Origin of the sequence: Shewanella sp. DW31, from assembly GCF_015767295.1 — a bacterium.
Classification (GTDB): Bacteria; Pseudomonadota; Gammaproteobacteria; order Enterobacterales; family Shewanellaceae; genus Shewanella; species Shewanella oncorhynchi.
The window spans coordinates 1-20,655 of record NZ_JADWMP020000004.1 but is presented as its reverse complement, the minus strand read 5'-3'; the positions used below and the strand labels follow the sequence as shown (position 1 = coordinate 20,655).

Genomic DNA, 20,655 nt, shown 5'->3' with positions numbered 1-20,655 from the left:
GTGATGTAATGCCCCAATTAGTCTTTCTTCCCCATGCCGAGTTGTGCCCTGATGGCGCTGTGCTTGAGGCGAATGTTGGTGAGACCATTCTCGATGTTGCGCTGCGTAATGGCATCAATATCGAGCATGCCTGTGAAAAGTCCTGTGCTTGCACGACGTGTCACTGTATCGTGCGTGAAGGCTTTAATGATCTTGAGCCAAGTGATGAGCTAGAAGATGACATGTTAGACAAAGCATGGGGACTCGAGCCCGAAAGCCGTCTATCTTGTCAGGCTAAAGTGGTCGACACTGACATGGTGATTGAGATCCCTAAATACACGGTTAACATGGTTAGCGAAGGCAATTAATATTGCTTCGATAATGATTAAAACCAGTCCACGTGACTGGTTTTTTGCTTTTGGCGTTGAGCATTTGTGCAACTAATCTTGTCTATGCCTCTAGTTGTTTGATTTATCCTTGCGCAGGCGTATTATGCGCTCAAAATTAATGGTTGCCGGAGACCAAATGAGAATAGCGATTTTATCGCAAGGGCCAGAGTTATATTCAACGAAGCGACTCGTTGAAGCGGCTCAATTACGTGGTCATGAAGTACACGTAATCAATCCCCTTGAATGTTATATGAATATCAACATGCGGCAATCGAGTATCCACATTGGCGGGCGAGAGTTACCTGCATTTGATGCCGTGATCCCCCGTATTGGGGCGTCGATTACCTTTTATGGTTCGGCGGTGTTGCGCCAATTTGAGATGATGGGCGTCTATGCCTTAAATGATTCAGTTGGAATTTCCCGCTCACGGGACAAATTGCGTTCTATGCAGCTGATGTCACGCCGCGGTATTGGTTTGCCTATTACCGGTTTTGCCAATAAACCGAGTGATATTCCAGACTTAATTGATATGGTGGGTGGCGCGCCTCTGGTGATTAAATTACTCGAAGGCACCCAAGGCATTGGCGTGGTATTAGCCGAGACCCGCAAAGCGGCTGAGAGTGTGATTGAAGCCTTTATGGGCCTTAAAGCCAACATCATGGTGCAGGAATATATCAAAGAAGCCAACGGCGCAGACATTCGCTGTTTTGTGCTCGGCGATAAAGTGATTGCCGCCATGAAACGTCAAGCTATGCCCGGTGAGTTTCGCTCTAATTTGCACCGTGGTGGCACGGCGAGTTTAGTCAAACTGACTCCTGAAGAGCGCTCTGTAGCTATTCGTGCGGCGAAGACGATGGGATTGAATGTGGCAGGGGTTGATTTGTTACGCTCAAACCACGGTCCAGTGATCATGGAAGTGAACTCCTCACCAGGGCTTGAGGGGATTGAAGGCGCCACCACGAAAGATGTGGCGGGTGCTATTATTGATTTTGTTGAAAAAAATGCGATTAAAGTAAAAAAGGTGACGCAAGCACAGGGTTAGCACCCTTGGTGTCGAGTATTGACTACGGAATATCAACACTTGATTCACCTCCTTATGGGTAACGGCGTTAAGCACTAGCTTACCCATTCAAGCGAACCGAATAGGGGAAAACGATGACATTAACTTGGATAGATTCGTTAGATATTGCGTTGGAATTACTCGAAGCACACCCAGAGGTTAATCCTACTCAACTGCATTTCACCCAACTGTATGAGTGGGTGTTAGCTTTGAATGATTTTGCTGATGATCCTAAGCATTGCAATGAAAAAATACTGGAAGCAATTCAGCAGTGTTGGATTGATGAAAAGTAGTGAGCACAGTTGTAGTCCGGCTTTTTATGTGAGGCATCTTGTCCTTCAGAAGATTAACTAAGGTGATTTATCTCACGTATTTGCAGTGGCGCAGAGAATATTTGGCGAGAGTTTGATCACAGTCAAGTTCATTTTCAGTGGATATCGTAATTTGTTGTATATTGGTTAAGGCATTTATATGGCTTAACTTTATTATCGCAACTGCAAGGATGTTCACATGAAACTTTTGCTTGTATTGTTATGTATGCTTGTCCCTTCAATGGCTTGGGCTCATCCAGGTCATGGCGGTGTTGGTTTATTCCATCACTTGTTAGATCTTGCTCCCGCAGTCATTTTAGTCGCTTTAATTGCATGGGCTGGTATTTGGGCAAAAAACAAAAAATAATCCCATTTTTTAATGAGTTAATGAACCCTGCTAAGGATTTATCCTCCTAGCGGGGTATTTTGCGTGATCAAGCTGATTACGAATAAAGCGAATGTGCGCAATATCTCAGACTAATTTGCTATAAAGATAGGATTTAGCTTTTAAATTTCGTATAATCCGCGCGAATTTTTTAAACTTGCTGACAAAGGAAGCTAGTTATTATGGCGATCGAACGCACATTTTCTATTATCAAGCCAGATGCTGTTGCAAAAAACCACATCGGTGCTATCTACAATCGTTTTGAAACTGCTGGTCTTAAGATCGTTGCAGCTAAAATGTTACACCTGACCAAAGAACAAGCTGAAGGTTTCTATGCTGAGCATAGCGAGCGCGGTTTCTTCGGTGCTCTGGTTGCATTTATGACTTCTGGTCCAATCATGGTCCAAGTATTAGAAGGCGAAAACGCTGTTTTAGCTCACCGTGAAATTTTAGGTGCAACTAATCCAGCTCAAGCAGCTCCTGGTACTATCCGTGCTGATTTCGCAGAAAGCATTGACGAAAACGCGGCTCACGGTTCAGATGCTGTTGAATCTGCTGCTCGTGAAATTGCTTACTTCTTCAGCGCTGAAGAATTGTGTCCACGCACTCGTTAATTCGATGCTAAGACTGAAAAAGGAGCCTAGGCTCCTTTTTTATTGGCTGCAATTTAGCGAATATAGATTTCCGTGTTGCAATGAAGCTAATGCCTCTATACAAATCACACGTCAATTCAAAGTGTTAAAACTTAATTAGAGTTTGTTTTTATTAGTCTTTTTAAATTTTGCACATTTTTTTAATTTTCTTGCTTGAAATTTTCTCTCCCGTCCTTATATCTATTTCAGGATCGCTCGATGAGGATCCTAGTGTGAATTCTGTGCCGTAAGGACAGAAGATTTAACTCGGCAGACTCTACAAGCGTTTTCATCGTGAAAACCGTCCGCCAATTCTCCATATTGCTTAAGACAAGGATATGAATATGCGTAATTATGATCTAGCTCCCCTGTACCGTAGTGCCATTGGTTTTGACCGTTTAGCTCAGCTGGCAGAACATGCCGCCGCTAATAATGGCAATACTGGCTATCCCCCATATAACATTGAATTATTAGGCGAAAATCGCTATCGCATTACTATGGCCGTGGCCGGATTCTCAATGAATGAACTTGAGATCAGCAGTGAAGGTGAGAAATTACTGGTGAAAGGCAACAAAGCTGAAAGCCAAACCGAGCGTAAATACTTGTACCAAGGCATAGCGGAACGCGGTTTTGAGCGCACTTTCCAACTGGCAGACTATGTCACTGTGCTCGGCGCAAGTTTAGAAAATGGCTTACTCAATATTGATTTAGTGCGTGAAATCCCTGAAGCGTTGAAACCACGCAAAATCGAGATCACTTCATCGCGCTTGCTAGACAGCCAGTCATAATTGACACTGTGGTAACCACCTAAAAACAAGGGGAGCATAATGCTCCCCTTGATGTTTTTGTGTTCACGCAAAAATGTCCGCGAGATTTCCGTGAGAAAGCTACGCTTTCATGGCCTTTTCTCCGCGAGCCAAACCCACCACACCGGAGCGAGAGACTTCGACCAATTTAGTCACTTCACCTAGTGCATGGATAAACGCATCGAGTTTCTCTGATGTGCCGACCATTTGGATGGTATATAAATTGGCGGTGACATCGACAATTTGGCCGCGGAAAATGTCCGCCATCCGTTTAACTTCTTCCCTAAACTCGCCTTGGGCGCGGACCTTGATAAGGGCTAATTCCCGTTCAATATAAGCAGACTCGGTAATATTCGAAACTTTTAACACATCGATTAACTTATGCAGCTGCTTCTCTATCTGCTCTAACACCATTTCATCGGCAACGACCGTGATGTTAAGCCGCGACAGTGTGATATCGTCCGTTGGCGCCACCGTTAAACTTTCAATGTTATAACCGCGCTGTGAAAACAAACCGACCACACGAGACAAGGCGCCGGATTGGTTTTCTAATAATACAGATATAATTCGACGCATTAGCATTTCTCCGTCTTAGTCAGCCACATTTCATTCATCGCACCACCGCGGATCAACATGGGATACACGTGCTCAGTTTCATCCACCATGATGTCGATAAAGACCAGTCTGTCTTTCATCGCCAGCGCTTCTGCCATTTTTGACTCAAGTTCGGCGGGATCGCTGATCGTCATACCTACATGGCCATAGGCCTCGGCAATTTTGGCAAAATTAGGTACTGAATCCATATAGGAATGTGAGTGACGGCCAGAGTAAATCATGTCCTGCCATTGTTTAACCATGCCAAGGAAACGATTGTTTAAGTTGATAATTTTAACCGGCGTATCATATTGCAGCGCGGTCGAAAGCTCTTGAATGTTCATCTGGATTGAACCATCACCCGTGACACAGACAACCGTGGCATCAGGCATCGCCATTTTAACCCCCATTGCGGCGGGTAGGCCAAACCCCATGGTGCCTAGACCCCCTGAGTTGATCCAGCGGCGCGGCTTATCGAACGGATAGTACAAGGCGGCAAACATCTGATGCTGGCCAACATCAGAGGCGACATAGGCATCGCCATTGGTCAGCTTATACAAGGTTTCAATCACTTGCTGTGGTTTGATGCGACCACTGTTTTTGTCATAGGCCAGACAATCGCGGCCGCGCCATTGCTCAATATCATTCCACCAAGTGGCGATGGCATCGTTGTCATTGTGCTCGTTCGATTCATCTAACAGTGTCAACATGCTGTCTAAAATACTGTCGGCCGACCCTACGATGGGAATGTCGACGTGGATAGTTTTTGAAATAGACGAGGGATCGATATCTATGTGCAAAATGGTCGCGTTCGGGCAATATTTTTCCACATTATTAGTGGTTCTATCGTCGAAGCGCACACCTATGCCGAAGATCAAATCGCAGTTATGCATAGTCATGTTGGCTTCGTAGCGACCGTGCATCCCTAGCATGCCTAGGCTGTTTTTGTGGGTACTTGGAAAAGCCCCCAGTCCCATGAGTGTGCTGACGACGGGAATATTTAATCTCTCAGCTAATTGTAAAATTTGCTTATCACAACCCGAGATAATGGCGCCGCCACCGACATAGAGCACAGGCTTTTTAGCCGCTAATAGTGCCTGTATTCCACGACGGATCTGTCCTTTATGCCCCGAGGTTGTCGGGTTGTACGAGCGCATTTTCACGCTTTCGGGATAAATATATTCGTGCAGCAGCGCTGGGTTTAAGCAATCTTTTGGTAGGTCGACGACCACAGGCCCAGGACGGCCGGTAGAGGCAATATAAAAGGCTTTTTTTATCGTTTCAGGGATTTGAGTGGGATCTTTAACTAAAAAGCTATGTTTGACCACTGGACGAGAGATACCGATCATATCGCATTCTTGGAAGGCGTCATTACCGATAAGGTTGCTCGGTACTTGACCCGATAATACGACGAGGGGAATAGAGTCCATGTAGGCGGTGGCAATACCGGTAATCGCGTTGGTGGCACCGGGTCCTGAAGTGACTAATACCACACCCACTTTACCCGTGGCACGGGCGTAGCCATCGGCCATGTGTACGGCGGCTTGTTCGTGGCGAACGAGTATGTGTTCAATACCTGGGATAACGTGCAGGGCGTCGTAGATATCTAAAACTGAACCGCCAGGATAGCCGAAAATATGCTTTACGCCTTCATCAATCAAAGAACGCACTATCATGCTGGCGCCGGATAACATCTCCATGTGGAACTCCTATTGCATAGTACCGTTACGGTAAACAGTATTTTGTTACAGCGACGGTAATCGCTCTAAAAATTAAGCCTGAAGGGTAATTCAGACTCCGAAATGCTGAACTGACTTCGTAGAAGACAAGTGATTCATCCTTAGGATGCAGCAACTGTTGCAATGAACAGAATTTCATCATATTCAAAAAAAACAACATTTCAAGCCTTTTATGTAAAAAATAACCAACTTGAAACAATTTCACGTTTGAATGGCTGGATAACTTGCTGGAATCGCCAAGTAATCTAGGCTGATTTATGAGCTTATCTTATATTTTTCAGATTGTTAAATACTTAAAAAGCAAAAACGGCACTGAAAGTGCCGTTTTGGTGTGGGACGTTAGATAAGCAGATACTTAACTGTTGCGATTAAATATTACTTATTTGCTACATTAGTGAAAGCCAATGCGCTGTTTTATGCGATCAAACATGTGTTGTAGATGAGGCATTGGCATCCATGATTTCTTAAAAATAGACCCTTAAAAATAGATCCTTAAACCGTCGGCTGTATTTGATGCTTTGGACGATTGAATTGGCAAATGCCGACTAACACAATAGAGCCTAACATGAGGGCAGAGAAAGGCACTGCTGTGCCATCATAGAACACCGCTAATAACGGCCCCGCTAACGCGCCACAGCCAAATCTTAAGGTGCCAATAACCGCCGTTGCCGTTCCGGTTTCTTGTTTGAACTTCATCAGCACTATCGCATCGGCGTTGACCGACATCACCCCTAGGCTGCCCATCAAAGGAATAAGCATGATCACGGTAAAATGATAGCTCATATCCAGTAGGTTGACGGTTAATAAACCTGCCCCCGCAATAGCACCAAAAAAGGTTGATACGTGCAACATACGCAGCGAACCATAGCGGCCGACAATGCGAGTATTAATGATATTGGCCAACATCAAAGCGCCAACGTTGGTGCTAAACAAGATGGCAAAATAGGATTTATCTAAGGCAAAGACTTCCATATAAACGAAGGGTGATGCGGTGAGATAACAGAAAAACGCAAAAGACGTTAACACGCCGCTGGCAATGTTTAACTTAACGCCAGATCGGGAAAATACGGTCGCATAGGCACCAAGAAACGATTTTTGGCTGCGGGTATCCATATCTTTATCGCTGGGCATTTTTAGCGCAAACAGCACGAGTAATAACAGGGTTGCGGCATAGGCAGATTGAATGAAGAAGATTAAATGCCAATCACCGAGTTCTAAGATAACGCTGCCAATGCTAGGTGCCAGTAATGGCGCTAACATCATGATTAAACTCACGTAAGACATACCTTTGGCGGTATTGTCGCCATAGACTTCTTTGATGTATCCCGGCACCACCACAGTCGCTGCTGCGCCGATAAAGGCCTGCAAAAAGCGTAGCCCAAGAAAGACTTCGACTTGACCAGCAAAACCAATCAGTAAACTGGTTAGCATAAAGCCACTCAGCCCCATTATCACCATAGGGCGACGGCCAATGCGGTCAGCTAAGGGGCCAAAACACAACATGCCCAGTGCATAACCTGCTAAGTAGATACTCAGGGACTGTTGCACTGTTGTGATATCGGTATGAAAACTAAGGGCCAATGTCGACATCGCAGGTAAGTACATGTCGATGGCTAATGGTGTGATCGCGACAATCGCCGCTAGCATGGGAATAAGCAGTGCTAAATTCGGTATACGTCTACCGTTATGGGCAGAAGGTTGTGATTGTGGGTCCACTGTTACCTCGGGTGGCGAAAGAATTGAAAGCGTATTTCTCAGGGTTATGCGGCGTGGTTTAAATTGTACTAGGACAATTCACTCTAATCCGTCCATTTTTAGCCAGCATCTTGCGCTAATTGGCAGTGTTTGGGGAAAAGTGAATTGTGCTTCGATCAATTTTCACGGTAAGGCATTAAGCAATAGCATAGTAAAGCGCTAGGACAAATAAACCAATCTTTGCGATGATTTCTTTACCGTATTTTACCGATTAAATTGTAACTAAGTAGCAAGTCTCAATAATCGAGGCATAACCTTGGCGGCTCGAGCCGTTATCCTCCAATATGCTTCATTCAAAAGTGTTAGTTGTCATCTGAGTGTCACTGCTTTGTCATCTAGATGTCTTTTATGCTGACTAATTTAGTGGGCTTTAGCTTCACCCTACTAAAAATAAAATATTCAGGAATGACACGATGAAAACACAACGACTCCCGCTTGCAGCCGCCATTATGGCGAGCTTATTACTCGGTGCTTGCAGCGGTGATGATGGCGCAGCAGGTGATAAAGGCGACAACGGCTTAAATTCACTGGTTAAAGTGACCGCATTAACTATTGGTGATGCAAATTGTCCCGCCGGTGGTCAGCGTATCGATACCGGATTAGATGCCAACCATAATGGACAATTGGATAACAGTGAAATTGCAGTCGCGCAAACCCAATATGTTTGCCAGCCACAAACTGCAAGCTTAAAAGCTGAGTTAATTGGTCGTCATCAGACTGGCGTTTATGGCTTAAGTGCCGCCGAAATTGTTGAATATCATAGTGCTTCAAACCGTATTTTTGTGGTTAATGCGATCAGCGGCAAAGTCGATATTATCGATGGCAGCTTATTAGCGACTGCATCAAACGCCACAGATCCTTTAGCATTGAATAATCTCGACAAATTAGCAGAACTCGATGTTGCTAAGGATGTGGGTCAAACCTTTATGGGTAGCATTAACAGCGTGAGTATTTCAGGCAACTTGTTAGCGGCTGCCATTGAGCGTGGTGACGCTGCAGGCAATAAAACACAAGCCAATGGTTTTGTGGCTTTTTATCAGCTTAACGGCACAGATGCTCCGCAGTTTATCAGCGCCGTCGAAGTCGGTGCTTTACCCGATAATGTGGTGTTCACCCACGATGGTAAAACCTTACTCGTGGCCAATGAAGGCGAACCTAATCCTGCTTATACCTTAGATCCTGAAGGTAGTGTTGCGCTGATTGCTATTACTGACGGTAAGCCCGCAGCTACTGCGACCATCATAAATTTTAGTGCGTTTAATCAGGGCGGGGCGCGTGCAAGTGAAATCACCGCTGACATTAAAATTAATGGCCCAATGGCGAGTGTGGCGCAGGATTTAGAACCTGAATATATCGCCATTAGTCAAGATAACCGCCGTGCATTTGTCAGTTTACAAGAGAACAATGCTGTTGCCGTGATTGATATCGCCAATGCGAAAGTCTCTAAGATTTTACCGCTAGGCCTCAAAGATTACGGGCTTGATGTGAATAAAATTGATGCGAGTGACAAAGACAATCTTGTGAACCTGCAAAGCTACACTGGGGTGTACGGCATGTATCAACCCGATACCCTTGCTAGTTACCGTTGGAATAACACTGACTTTATTGTGACTGCGAATGAAGGTGACTCCCGTGACTATGCGGCTTTTTCGGAAGAAGCCCGCGCAGGGGATTTAATGCTCGACCCGAATCACCCACAATTTGCCGCCGCAAAAGATAAAACCCAATTAGCGCGTCTTAAGGTAACGACGAGCATGGGTGACGACGATAAGGACGGCGACTACGACAAAGTCGTGAGCTTTGGTGCTCGTTCCTTCTCGATTTGGAATGCTGATGGTCAGCAAGTGTTTGACAGTGGCAGTGATTTTGAGCGTATTACCGCCGCACTACTGGGGGATAAGTTCAACAATAACAACGAAGAAAATAAAGGTGATAGTCGCAGCGATGACAAGGGGCCAGAGCCAGAAGCTTTAGCCCTAGGCCAAATTGGTCAACGACTATATGCCTTTGTTGGTTTAGAACGTACCTCTGGCTTTATGATCTATGACGTGACTAATCCTTTTGATGTGCATTTTGTCGACTATGTTGTTAATCGTGATTTTGAAGCTGACTTCGTTGTCGATACCGCTACAGGTGCAGTCAAAGGTGATGCAACATTGGCGGGTGATTTAGGGCCAGAAGGGATGAAATTTGTCAGTGCCGATAAAAGCCCTAACGGTAATCCTTTGTTAATCATAGGCAATGAAGTCAGTGGCACCACGAGTGTTTACCAACTCAAGATCAAGTAATTGAGTTTTATTCAGTCACCTGAGCATCGCGCTTTGGACGTGGGCCTTGTGAGTTCTTGATATAACCGCTCTAAAATCCACCATTGGCGGCATGAATACCGCCAATGGTGAGGGCTTAGGCTATCCAACCGAGCCATAACCACCACAGATAATTCAGTGGAATAAGTGCAACTAGAGTTATTGCCGCTAGAGGTAAGGTGATGCGAAGTAGTTTAGTTAATGGCTCTTGGGATAATTGCATCGCCAAAATCAAAGGAGCCACCTGATAAGGAAAAATCACGGTTGAGAAACCGATCACCTGCGTCATTAATACCGCAGGGGTGGAGAAGCCAGTTGTATTGGCAAAGTCTGCTGCCATGGGGGATAACACAGTCGGCACGCCTGGAACCGTTGCCACTAATCCCGTTAGCGTCGCGATTAACGATAACGACATAAAATTCAGGAACGATGCCCCTTGCTGCAAGGGTAACCATTCACTGAACAGTTGACCTAGCGCAGTGCCGAGCCCGGAATGATTGACCAATGCTCCCAGACCTAAGGCCGCCGCGACAAAAATGACGGTCGACAAATCCACCGAACTATTAAAACTCTTAGGCTCAAGTACTCCCCATTTGGGGAGCAATAACAAGATAGCCGTTGTTAATCCTACCCAAGCGGGATTGATGCCGTGCAGCGAGTCAGTCACCCAAAAGAGCAAAGTAATAGCCAGTAATAGTGCAACTTTCTTTTGCATACCAAGATGATAGGTTTCTTTTTCAATGACGTGTTTAGGCTGGCTTTTATCAATATGGGCAGGAAATAGAAAGATAACTAGCGCCACAATCAATATTGATTTGAGTAAGCCAAGGATTGGAAAATGCAATAAGAGATACTCAGTATAACCAAAGTGGATATTGAATAGATTCTCACTGGAACCCGCTAATATCATGTTGGGAATATTCGCGGGCAATACGGCAAAACTGGGCATGTTACACGCCAGTGCCAAGGCGGTCGCAATGCCTATCCGTCCATGGCTACCACGAGCAAAACCGACTTGCTCGGCTAACGCCATACCAATAGGCACCAGTACCACTGCACGGCCAACGGATGAGGGCATCACAAAGCCAAGCAGTACAGCACTAAAGACCAAACCCGCAATTAAGCGTGGATAACTTGTGGTCAGTATGGGGGCAATCAAACTGGCCATTCTGCGACTTAAACCTGACTGAGTGATGGCACTGCCGATCACAAACCCCGAAATGATTAACCACACCGCAGTTGAGCCGAATCCGGAGAAAAGTATACTCGGCTCAATGAGTTTAAAAATGGTGGCAAGGGCAAAAAAGATTAACCCCGCCATAAAGGGCGGGAAGAAACCTGTGCTCCAAAACATCAAGGTCACTAACACTACGCCTGCGCTGTAGGAAAACACCGCGGGATGCTGACTTAGCGGAAAAAGCGCAAGTAAAGTAGCGATCAACAGTGCACTGAAAAACACTAGCTGTTTAACGCCAATAAAACGTTTCATGTTTACCGACCTATTGGGTTGAATACGTAAAAGATGCCTACTAAGATAACTGACTTGGTTTGGCGTTTTAAGAAGGTAATATGTCAAAGTATGTTCCTAAAGCGACATTGTTAACACCCAGTGATGCGGCGTTTATCATAGATGCCAATCGGCCCGTGCTGACCCATACTCGCAATATGGCGGCGGAAGCGGGCATCGAGCCTCACTCGCACCCGCGGGGTCAGCTACTTTGGGCCGCCAAAGGTTTGTTACGTGTTCGCAGTGAAAATGCCGTCTGGGTGGTACCCTCAACCCATGCCGTTTGGATCCCTTGCAATTTGCCCCATCAAGTGAACAGTGAAACCCACGCCCATACTCGCAATATTTATATTGACCCTAGCTATGGCGTTAGGCCACAGGATACGCAAGTAGTGATGGTGACTATGACAGCGCTGATGCGCGAATTAGTGCTTAAACTTTGTGAAAGTTCACATCTTATGGACAGTGGACAACTGCATCGGCTGGGTTTGGTTGCCATCGATGAGCTCCAAACTCTGGACAGTCTGGATGCCCATTTACCCGCAGGCTCAGATCCAAGACTCAGCCGCTTGATCCAAACGCTGATCCGACGTCCAAAAGTGAGTTACTCACTGACCGAGTTAGCCGAAATGGGCGGCGCGAGTGTGAGAACGATTGAGCGACTATTCAAAGCTGAAACTGGGCTTACTTATCGACAATGGCGGCAAAGGTTTCGTTTGTTAAATTCGCTTGAGAGCTTAAGCCAAGGGGAGAGCACGACTAGGGTGGCCCATAGTCTAGGTTATCTGAGTGTCAGCAGTTTCAGTGCCGCTTTTAAAATGCAATTTGGTTGCACGCCGCAAGATTATCCGCAGCATAAGCCTATGAAAAGTGCGAGCTAAAGCAGGCACAATAACATCGTCTATAAAAAGGCTAGAACAACATCTGTGAGTTATTCTAGCCTTAATCAATCAAAGTATCGTTAAGCTAATGCGCAATTTTAATTGGCTATTTCAACTGATTATTTCAATGCCGCTGGGACGATAGGGTAGTTATCCCAGACTTGGCCGTCGGTCATAGATCGCACCAGTTTGATGTATTCGGCATGGGTCCAAGCGAGCGGCGTGGCCGAGTTAGTGCCTTGTCCGAGTTGGTAATGGTAGCGGGTGGCGTCGCCGACACCGTCCCAGGCTTGCTCGGGTAACATCATGCCCGCATTCGCAAAGGTTTCCATGCCCTGCACATAGGTGTTGATCAACTGCTGCTTGGTTTGCTGGGCGTTATTGCCTGTTAGCTCACCTTTCGCTTGGGCGAGTGCTAATTCAAAATGACCACGCTCGCCGGTGAAGAAGGGCCAGACTCGGCCGCGTTGATCGGCGCTGTTGCTGCCGGATTCCGCATAGTTATTGCCAGAAACCGTATCCTCACCGTAGCCGTCGTTGCCATAACGTCTAAAGCCTGGGATAGTGCTGCCATCTTTGGCGGTAAACTCGTATTTTATGCGTAGGTTGTGCTCAAGCTCTGTATTATCAATCAGTTGAAGACTTTGATTGATGAGCTTATCGGTTGCACCGCGCACGCCATAACGCACTAGTTCTAAAAATCCGCCATCGAGGATCTGACGTTGATCTAAACCTTGCTTACCATTATTTGCCGCCAGTGTATCGCTAGTATTTGGCTTTCCATTCGGGCTTAAACGTAAATAGTAAGGCGCGCTGACTCCAGTGCTGTTCTTCAATAATCCTTGGGTGGTGACTAAGTGTTTTTCTAAACTATTACTTAAGTCTTTGGCGGCGGTAAGATAACGGACGCTGGAGTCGGGATCCTTGGCTTCTTTGGCAATTTCACTCGCGGCAACAAGACCGGCGATCACGGCAGCCGTTGTAGAGGGGGAGTAACCCGCTTGTTCTTCCCAACGTTCTTGCTGAGTTTTAGGTGGGGTGATTTGGGTGTGATTCCAATCCAGATTGACGTCACCGCCGCTGATCAAAAAGTCCGCTGCACCTTTGAGCATCTCTTGATACCAGTGACTGATCTCATCAGGGGTGAGTACGCCCGCTTGCCAGAGTTTCCAGCCGAGCATGATAGGCATGGCGGTTTGATCGAGCTGTACACCGACCCATTCAATTTGGCCATCCACATGGGTCTTTTGCAGGAACCAACCTGGCGTACCTGTATAGTCGGGCGTCTTTTCGGTCACTTGCACTTTTTTCAGGTATTCGAAGGCCACCTTGGGCGTTTGCGTGTCACCCATGGCGAGGAATGCCATGGCGCATTGGTAAAAGTCGCGCGGCCATACTGCTTTATAGCCAGTGCTCGGCACGGCTGCCGAAACCGTATCGCCCCAAGGATTAGATAACGAGGCGATAAGTGCGCCCGCATAGGTTTTATCTTCCTGCGCTTTCAAGACCATAGCACTGGTATACAGCAGCTTGCCGCTATCTGTGGTGTTGTTAGCCATGTTAGCGATGGCGGGCAGTGAGCTTAGGTAACCCTGCCAGCCGGCATTGTAATGGCTGAGCACAGCATCATAACCTGCGGCTAAGGTGGCATCGGCATTGGCTAAACTCTGTGCTTCATCTTTACCAAAACCGATGGCGAGATTAAAGGTGACGGGTTTGGCTTTGATGAGCGTTGGGTAGCTTGCGGTAAAGGCGATATTGCCAACGGTCGATTTATCTTGCGCACTGGTCGTTTGATAGGGCGTATCGAGTTTGCCGTTATCGGCCAAATCGGCTAGGCCATCGGAGACACCGACAAAGCCAGCCGTAGCCTGCACAAAATTCAGATCGGATTTTACCGTCATTACGCTACTGTCTTTGGCGGCGGTATAGGCCACCAGCGCCTGATTATTAGCATGAGTGTTGGCATGATTGTCAGTATGAGTGTCGATGCGGCCGATATCATTGGCGCCCGCATTGTCGATATGCGGATTGACATACAAATGCGGTGTAATGCCATCTTCAAAGGCGGTAAAGGTGACACGCATCATCAAAGTGTCGCGGTCGGGATCGGTAAAGATATGCTTTTCAATCTGATACTTACCTTCAACATCTTTATTGATAATTTTATAGGCAAGGGATTGTGGGCGACCATTAGCATCTGTATCTAAATATTCTATGCTGCTGATAGTGTTCTCTTTTTCGGTATCGACAAAGCCATTACCTGTGACTACAAATTGCAGTTCTTTGAGCTGCGCATTATGGATAAGACCATACATGGTTTCGGTTAAAATACCTTGGGCGAGGGAGAACCAAACGCGGCTAATGGGATTTTGCTTAGCATCTTGATATTGACCTTGGGTATAAGGCTCGTAAGACGTCCCAATACCAGTTTTACCCGAAAATGCCCAAGTCGGCGCTTTACCCGGTGCGCCGGGCGCAACCCGCTGCACATTTGGCGCGGCATTCACACTTGTGGCAGTTGTTGCTGAATTCGATGTGGGTGAACAGGCCGCTAACCCTATTATCCCTAATAGGCTTGCGGCGACGGCAAGCGCTAGGCGGCTGCGTCTTGTTAACGCTTGTGTGTGACGGTTTTGGCTGGTATGCAGATCCTGCTGCGGCGTAGGACTCGATTCCATCTCGTTCTCCCCAAATAATGGTTTTATTTTTATAGTGATTGAATTGATAAAGATATTTTATGCTGCTGTGATTAGCCAAATGACCGAATTCACCGCGCTTAACATGCATTGCTGCATGTCGCCTAATGTGTATCGCTGTTATAAAGAGCTAACTTTTATTCGTTAATTTGCTTGTGGCTTTCGTGATTGAGTGGGTCTTGCGGTTCATCGCTGCACTTTGATTATTTGAGTTATTTTGTTCGACAATGTCTTGGTTGACAAATAATACGGCAATGCCTGCACACATCATCAAGACGCCACCTGTGATCAGTGCATAAATAGGTTGACCATCGAACAGACCATTGAGCACTAAACCCAGCACACTGGCGGCAAGAAGCTGCGGGATGACGATGAAGAAGTTAAAAATCCCCATGTAAACGCCCATTTTTTGCGGGGGTAACATGCCCGACAACATGGCGTAGGGCACAGATAAAATTGACGCCCACGCGATACCGACACCAATCATAGGCAGCCATAACAGGCTTGGGTCTTTAATAAAAAAGAAACTAATCAAACCTATACCACCACAGAACATATTGACTGTGTGGGTCAGCTTGATGCCAATACGCTTAGCCAGCATAGGAATAAAAATTGCGGCAATGGCGGCAAAACCATTGTAGGAGGCGAATAGTACGCCGACCCAATCTGCGCCGTCGTTATAAGCCTGGGACAACACATCGCTGCTGCCAAAATGGTAAGACGTCACGGCGGCAGTGGTGTAAATCCACATGGCAAACAGTGCGAACCAAGAGAAAAACTGCACGATCGCCAGTTGATGCATGGCTTTGGGCATATGGAACAAGTCATCGACCACGCTAAATACCATGCCGAGCTTATTGCGTTCAGCGGGTTGTGAATTGCCCAAACGCAGCGCGCAATACAATTGCAATGGGCCAAAGGCGAAAATTCCTAAGCTCAAGATATACAACTGCTTATCTAAATCCTGAGCCCAAATAGCGAAGGTGAGCAGGGCGCCGAGACCCATCCACACGAAGGAGGCAAATTGATAGTCCTTGCGGGTACGAGTGCGGGCTAAAGTTTCATCTTCAGCATCGGCTTGTTTTGCGTTAAAGGCGGCTAATTCTTCAGGGGAATATTCTCTTGACGATACGACAGTCCAAGTGACCGCGAGCAATAATACTGTGCCGCCAAAATAGAAGGCATAACGCACTGAATCGGCAATTTCACCCGCTGGTGCAGTATTCGCAACATCAAAAAAGTGAGTCAAAATATAGGGTAAGGCCGAAGCGACCACTGCGCCAATACCGATGAAAAAGCTTTGCATGGCATAGCCTTGGGTACGCTGGCTTTTCGGTAAATTGTCACCGACGAAGGCTCGAAACGGCTCCATGGCGATGTTGATCGAGGCATCCATGATCCATAACATGCCAGCGGCAATCCACAGGGTAGGCGAGTGCGGCATGATGAAAATGGCAAGGGTAGTAAAAATCGCGCCAATCAAAAAATAGGGGCGGCGACGGCCAAGGCGTCCCCAAGTGTTATCACTCAAATAACCAATAATAGGTTGAACCAATAAACCCGTCAGTGGTGCGGCAATCCACAGAATGGGAATTTCATCGATAGAAGCCCCTAAGGTTTGAAAAATGCGGCTGACGTTGGCATTTTGCAGGGCAAATCCAAATTGAATACCTAAAAAACCGAAACACATATTAAAAATTTGCCAGAAACTCAACTCAGGTTGTTGCTTGAATGCATGCGGCAACTGAGGTGCTGCGGCTTGATGGGGATCTTGCTGGTAATTCGAAGACATTGAACTTCCTTTCTGTTGCCGGCAGTCGTTCTGCCTTGAGTGCTTATTGTTTTAATTGTTTTGCCTAGCAATGGATTGGCACTGTACTTTGCTTTTATGTGGTGAGCTATTTCATCACAGCCAAGAGCATACAATAAAAGCTAAGAGTCAGATTTATGGCTTATTCATGGTGCTTTCGCGCATGCCATGAATGTACTCTGTGAAAAAATGGCGAATATACTCCTCCCTCAGAAGCATATTCGCCGATAAATTCATTTCAAATTTGGACCTAACACCTTAATTCAAAGGGATTAGCCCAAGTGAGTGGCCTAAAGCCAGTCAGCAGAAAGAACTTAAGCCTGATAGCAATCCTTGTATGTAACCCTATCAGAAACGACCTCACAGATTTCAAACCCCACAAGCAGAGGGTGAAACGAGCGGATTTATAGTAGCCTCGGCGTAGATTTTTGCACAACTGCTTACATACGTATTCATCATGGCTTAGTAACTGGATGGAAACATAGGTGTAACGCATCTAGACGGTTTATCAATAGTCATAGGCTTGCTGGAATGCTCAAATAACTCTCTAATCTTGTTGGAATACTTGATGATCAGTCATTGCATTATTTTTTAGAAAAAAGGGTATTGTTATTGCGGATGTTAACTGAGTGATAAAATCAACCGCAGCATAACTGACGGCGAGTTAAATGCACTTAATAAGAGTCAGCATGCAATAAATATCCAGTACGGATGCCGATAGCTTGACTCGAAAGTCGCGCACTCTGCACTATGATAATAGCCAGCCTAGATATGGTGGGATCAGATAGGTACTTAGCTTATGATGATCGCCAGATTAAGCGTTTTTCGTTCGATTATTTTAAATTTTTTCAGTTGATTAAAGGATCCCTATGTTTGTTGTCTCGCTTACCTATAAAAAGCCAATTGCAGAAGTGGAGTTACATTTAGCCGCCCATATTGCTTATCTTGATGAGTATTATGCCGCAGGGACTTTTGTCGCCTCGGGTCGTAAGGTGCCACGTACCGGTGGCGTCATCCTCGCCAAGGCTGAAAGTCGTGCGGCGCTAGAGGCTATTTTGCAGCAAGATCCTTTCTGCATTGCCGATGTTGCTGAGTTTGAGGTGATAGAGTTTGTGCCGACTAAAACGGCGCCAGGGTTAGAGCCGTTGCTTGAAGTGATTTAACCTACATCTTTGTTTGAAAATTATTCCGTGTACTTGGTTATAACAGGCTTGGCGGGTTGGGGGACATAGAGTTCCGCCCATTTGGGTGTTAGTCGGTGTTTATGCTGTTTTCGGGGCGAACTTTTCCGATATTCTGCGACCTAGTTTGGTATTATGCCGTTTTCCATCTTGAAACCTTACGCAGGTTTCCGCTGCGCGAGTCCCGCTTTTTATGTCTATTCAAACGCTGTTATCGACGGCTCTGGCGAAACGCCATGATTTTTTACAACAAGCTGAACAGGATAAAACCGATTGTTTTCGGGTGTTCCATGGCACAGTTGAAGGCGTGAGTGGCTTGAATGTCGATCGCTACGGCGATGTTTGGTTAGTGCAGAGTTTTCATCAAACCTTAACTGACGAAGAGTTGGCTGATGTCGGCACTGTTTTGTTGCAACAGGCCGATTTGCCGATTGTGTATAACGATCGTTCTTTAGGCCATTCCCGTGTATTGAATGCCTTATCACCCGCACTGACAGAGATTGCGAGTTCTGAGCGAGTAATGCAGGAAAATGGCATCAAGTTCAGCACTAAACTGCGCCACGAAGGACAAGATCCGCTGTTATTCCTCGATATGCGTATTGGCCGCGAATATGTGCGGGCACACAGTCAAGATAAAACTGTGCTTAATTTGTTTTCCTACACCTGCGGCATTGGTACTGCGGCAGCCATCGGCGGCGCGACTCAGGTGATGAATGTTGATTTTTCTTCCTTTGCTTTAGCGACGGGCAAAGCGAATGCGGTGTTAAATCAGGTGTCGAATGTATGTGAGTTTGTGCAGAGTGATGCGTTTCCGGCCCTGCGCCAATTGGCAGGCTTGAGTGTGGGAGGGCGTCGCAATCAAAAATTACCGAGTTATCCCAAATTGGCGCAAACCCAGTTTGATCTGGTGTTCCTCGATCCGCCGCGTTATGCCAAGAGTGCTTTTGGTATTGTCGATTTGGTCAATGATTATCAAGGTTTGTTTAAGCCCGCATTAATGGCGACCAAAGTCGGTGGCACTATCGTTTGCTGTAACAATGTGGCGAAAGTCGAGCGCCAAGCATGGTTTGACAGTTTAGAGCGCTGCGTTGAAAAACAAGGCCGTACAGTCACTACGCACACTTGGCTTGATCCCCATGAGGATTTCCCTTCGTTCGATGACAATCATCCACTTAAAATAGTGGCACTGACATTAAGTTAACTATACAAACGGCATAGTGATAAGAACTACATAGTGATATTAACAAGCAGGGCACCCGATTCGGTGCCCTGTTTATTTGTCCATTTATTTGCCGCTAGATGGGCTGTAAATGGAAGGCTATCGCGATGCGGTTCCAGCCATTAATGGCAATGATTAAGCTGGTGAGGTCGACAATTTCTTTCTCGGAATAATGCTCTGCAAGCGCCGCATATTGACTGTCATGCACGGGCGCAGTGGCAACTTGGGTTAAGGTTTCTGTCCAGAGCAGTGCTGCACGTTCCCGTTCATTAAAGATTCCATCGACCTCCTGCCAAGCGGCAAGTAAATCTAAACGCAGCTGTTCTTCACCGTCGCTTCTGGCTTCCTCGGCGTGCATTCGCTGACAAAATGCGCAGCCATTGAGTTGCGATGCTCTAAGCTTGACTAAATGCACCAGTAATGGCGAAAAGTGGGAGTCGCCGGCTGCTTTGTCTAAGCTGAGCAGTGCGTTAGCGAGTACGGGTTGTAGCTGGTAAATTTGCTGGCGTGGTATACGTTCTGACATAAAAGCCTCCTATAAGCTGAGGCTTCAATCTAAGCGGTTAGCGCGACGTAGGATTGGAGATTTGCGACATTTTACGCTTTTTGTATTGTCCTGGAGTTTGCTGTGTCACCCGTACAAAGTGTTGATGTAGATGGGCTTGATCGTAAAATCCGCAATCGAATGCGACTTGCACTAGGCTGAGGTTAGGTGATTGGCTGAGTAAGTTTCGGGCGATTTTGACTCTGTTTAATTGCAGTAACTGCGCGGGTGACAATCCGGTTTCTTGTTTAAATCTTCGTTCAAATTGACGGCGGCTTAAGGGCAGTTGCCTATAGAAATCCTCTAAACTGGCTTGGGTTTGAGTAAGCTTTGGTAAACTCGCCTGCACTAAGCTAATCATAGCGCTTTTATGTCGAGATAAGGCCGCATCACATTGCTGCTGGGTGAGCTGCAATAACCAGTGCTCAAGTAGGGCGACGCGTTGGGCTGGCTGATTGGTTTCCGCCAGTTTCGATAGCAGTTGATCCAATCCTGTTAGCTGTAATTGCGTCGCATCAATAGTCGTCACTGATGAAGTAGACAGAATATCTTGCAGTTCAATGCCGAGTAAATGAAACGCGCCGCCGGGGTGAAAGCGAACTGTCATTAGCTCGATTCCTGGTAAAAAGGCGTGGGAATGTCGGCTCTGACCACAATGAAATAACACTTGAGGTTCATCGCCACTGAGTGTTTGAGTTGGGAAATAGAAATGCAGGCTAGTGCCGCCGTCTGGGTAAAGAATCCGCTTCTTAGAAGGCGGCTTTGACTTGCCCCTGGAAGGGGCTATTCCAAGAACCTACATCATCTGCAACGACAATTGAGCCTCATGTTCCTGATCTTGTTTATCTTGATGGCGCA

18 protein-coding genes are annotated in these 20,655 nt (G+C 46.4%); 10 read left to right on the top strand and 8 right to left on the bottom strand.

Features of this window, described 5'->3' with window-relative positions; genetic code table 11:
- Nucleotides 1-8: 8 nt before the first annotated feature.
- The 6 genes from fdx to GWI56_RS04740 all read left to right on the top strand — a co-directional run bounded on the left by fdx (nt 9) and on the right by GWI56_RS04740 (nt 3,544).
- On the top strand, nt 9-347 hold the full coding sequence (fdx, locus tag GWI56_RS04765) for an ISC system 2Fe-2S type ferredoxin (RefSeq protein ID WP_006081852.1): 339 nt from the start codon (nt 9-11) through the stop codon (nt 345-347).
- Nucleotides 348-504: 157 nt separating this feature from the next.
- A complete protein-coding gene (gene rimK, locus GWI56_RS04760) occupies nt 505-1,410 on the top strand; it encodes a 30S ribosomal protein S6--L-glutamate ligase (protein ID WP_006081851.1) in 906 nt (301 codons plus the stop codon).
- A 113-nt stretch (nt 1,411-1,523) separates the two neighbouring features.
- Entirely contained in the window at nt 1,524-1,721 is a 198-nt protein-coding gene (gene iscX / locus GWI56_RS04755; protein ID WP_028759821.1) for a Fe-S cluster assembly protein IscX, read from the top strand.
- Between the two features lie 217 nt (nt 1,722-1,938).
- Nucleotides 1,939-2,106, top strand: a complete 168-nt coding sequence (locus tag GWI56_RS04750) for a hypothetical protein (RefSeq protein ID WP_081729028.1) — start codon at nt 1,939-1,941, stop codon at nt 2,104-2,106.
- Between the two features lie 200 nt (nt 2,107-2,306).
- Nucleotides 2,307-2,738 carry a nucleoside-diphosphate kinase gene (gene ndk / locus GWI56_RS04745; RefSeq protein WP_011789197.1) on the top strand — a complete coding sequence of 144 codons (432 nt, stop codon included), beginning with the start codon at nt 2,307-2,309 and terminating at the stop codon, nt 2,736-2,738.
- Nucleotides 2,739-3,100: 362 nt separating this feature from the next.
- Nucleotides 3,101-3,544 carry an Hsp20 family protein gene (locus GWI56_RS04740; RefSeq protein ID WP_028759822.1) on the top strand — a complete coding sequence of 148 codons (444 nt, stop codon included), beginning with the start codon at nt 3,101-3,103 and terminating at the stop codon, nt 3,542-3,544.
- 99 nt (nt 3,545-3,643) lie between these two features.
- Here the strand turns inward: GWI56_RS04740 and ilvN are convergent, their stop codons facing one another.
- The 3 genes from ilvN to GWI56_RS04725 all read right to left on the bottom strand — a co-directional run bounded on the left by ilvN (nt 3,644) and on the right by GWI56_RS04725 (nt 7,611).
- Nucleotides 3,644-4,138, bottom strand: coding sequence for an acetolactate synthase small subunit (ilvN, locus tag GWI56_RS04735; RefSeq protein ID WP_028759823.1), 495 nt, complete (start codon nt 4,136-4,138; stop codon nt 3,644-3,646).
- A complete protein-coding gene (locus GWI56_RS04730; RefSeq protein WP_198572275.1) occupies nt 4,138-5,856 on the bottom strand; it encodes an acetolactate synthase 3 large subunit in 1,719 nt (572 codons plus the stop codon). Before GWI56_RS04730 ends, ilvN begins: the two co-directional genes overlap by 1 nt.
- 531 nt (nt 5,857-6,387) lie before the next feature.
- A complete protein-coding gene (locus tag GWI56_RS04725; RefSeq protein WP_198572274.1) occupies nt 6,388-7,611 on the bottom strand; it encodes a multidrug effflux MFS transporter in 1,224 nt (407 codons plus the stop codon).
- 452 nt (nt 7,612-8,063) lie between these two features.
- Between GWI56_RS04725 and GWI56_RS04720 the strand changes: the two genes are divergently transcribed.
- On the top strand, nt 8,064-9,938 hold the full coding sequence (locus GWI56_RS04720) for a choice-of-anchor I family protein (protein WP_198572273.1): 1,875 nt from the start codon (nt 8,064-8,066) through the stop codon (nt 9,936-9,938).
- A 115-nt stretch (nt 9,939-10,053) separates the two neighbouring features.
- Here the strand turns inward: GWI56_RS04720 and GWI56_RS04715 are convergent, their stop codons facing one another.
- Entirely contained in the window at nt 10,054-11,445 is a 1,392-nt protein-coding gene (locus GWI56_RS04715) for an SLC13 family permease (protein WP_198572272.1), read from the bottom strand.
- 80 nt (nt 11,446-11,525) lie between these two features.
- Here GWI56_RS04715 and GWI56_RS04710 point away from each other — a divergent pair, with 80 nt between their 5' ends.
- Nucleotides 11,526-12,344, top strand: coding sequence for a helix-turn-helix transcriptional regulator (locus GWI56_RS04710; RefSeq protein ID WP_198572271.1), 819 nt, complete (start codon nt 11,526-11,528; stop codon nt 12,342-12,344).
- Nucleotides 12,345-12,463: 119 nt separating this feature from the next.
- Here GWI56_RS04710 and GWI56_RS04705 read toward each other — a convergent pair whose 3' ends face one another.
- Together GWI56_RS04705 and GWI56_RS04700 are read right to left on the bottom strand one after the other, a co-directional pair.
- Entirely contained in the window at nt 12,464-15,025 is a 2,562-nt protein-coding gene (locus GWI56_RS04705; protein WP_198572270.1) for a glycoside hydrolase family 15 protein, read from the bottom strand.
- Between the two features lie 148 nt (nt 15,026-15,173).
- Nucleotides 15,174-16,835 carry an MFS transporter gene (locus tag GWI56_RS04700; RefSeq protein WP_198572269.1) on the bottom strand — a complete coding sequence of 554 codons (1,662 nt, stop codon included), beginning with the start codon at nt 16,833-16,835 and terminating at the stop codon, nt 15,174-15,176.
- An 887-nt stretch (nt 16,836-17,722) separates the two neighbouring features.
- Between GWI56_RS04700 and GWI56_RS04695 the strand changes: the two genes are divergently transcribed.
- Nucleotides 17,723-18,016 (top strand): YciI family protein, encoded by a 294-nt coding sequence (locus GWI56_RS04695; RefSeq protein WP_198572268.1) that lies wholly within the window; start codon nt 17,723-17,725, stop codon nt 18,014-18,016.
- Between the two features lie 211 nt (nt 18,017-18,227).
- Nucleotides 18,228-19,235, top strand: a complete 1,008-nt coding sequence (locus GWI56_RS04690) for a class I SAM-dependent methyltransferase (protein WP_198572267.1) — start codon at nt 18,228-18,230, stop codon at nt 19,233-19,235.
- Nucleotides 19,236-19,329: 94 nt separating this feature from the next.
- On the opposite strand, the gene GWI56_RS04685 is transcribed toward GWI56_RS04690, so the two are convergent.
- Nucleotides 19,330-19,779, bottom strand: coding sequence for a carboxymuconolactone decarboxylase family protein (locus GWI56_RS04685; RefSeq protein ID WP_198572266.1), 450 nt, complete (start codon nt 19,777-19,779; stop codon nt 19,330-19,332).
- A 37-nt stretch (nt 19,780-19,816) separates the two neighbouring features.
- The gene (locus GWI56_RS04680) at nt 19,817-20,584 is read right to left on the bottom strand and encodes a helix-turn-helix domain-containing protein (RefSeq protein WP_198572361.1); all 768 of its coding nucleotides are present in this window, start codon (nt 20,582-20,584) and stop codon (nt 19,817-19,819) included.
- Nucleotides 20,585-20,655: the final 71 nt, after the last annotated feature.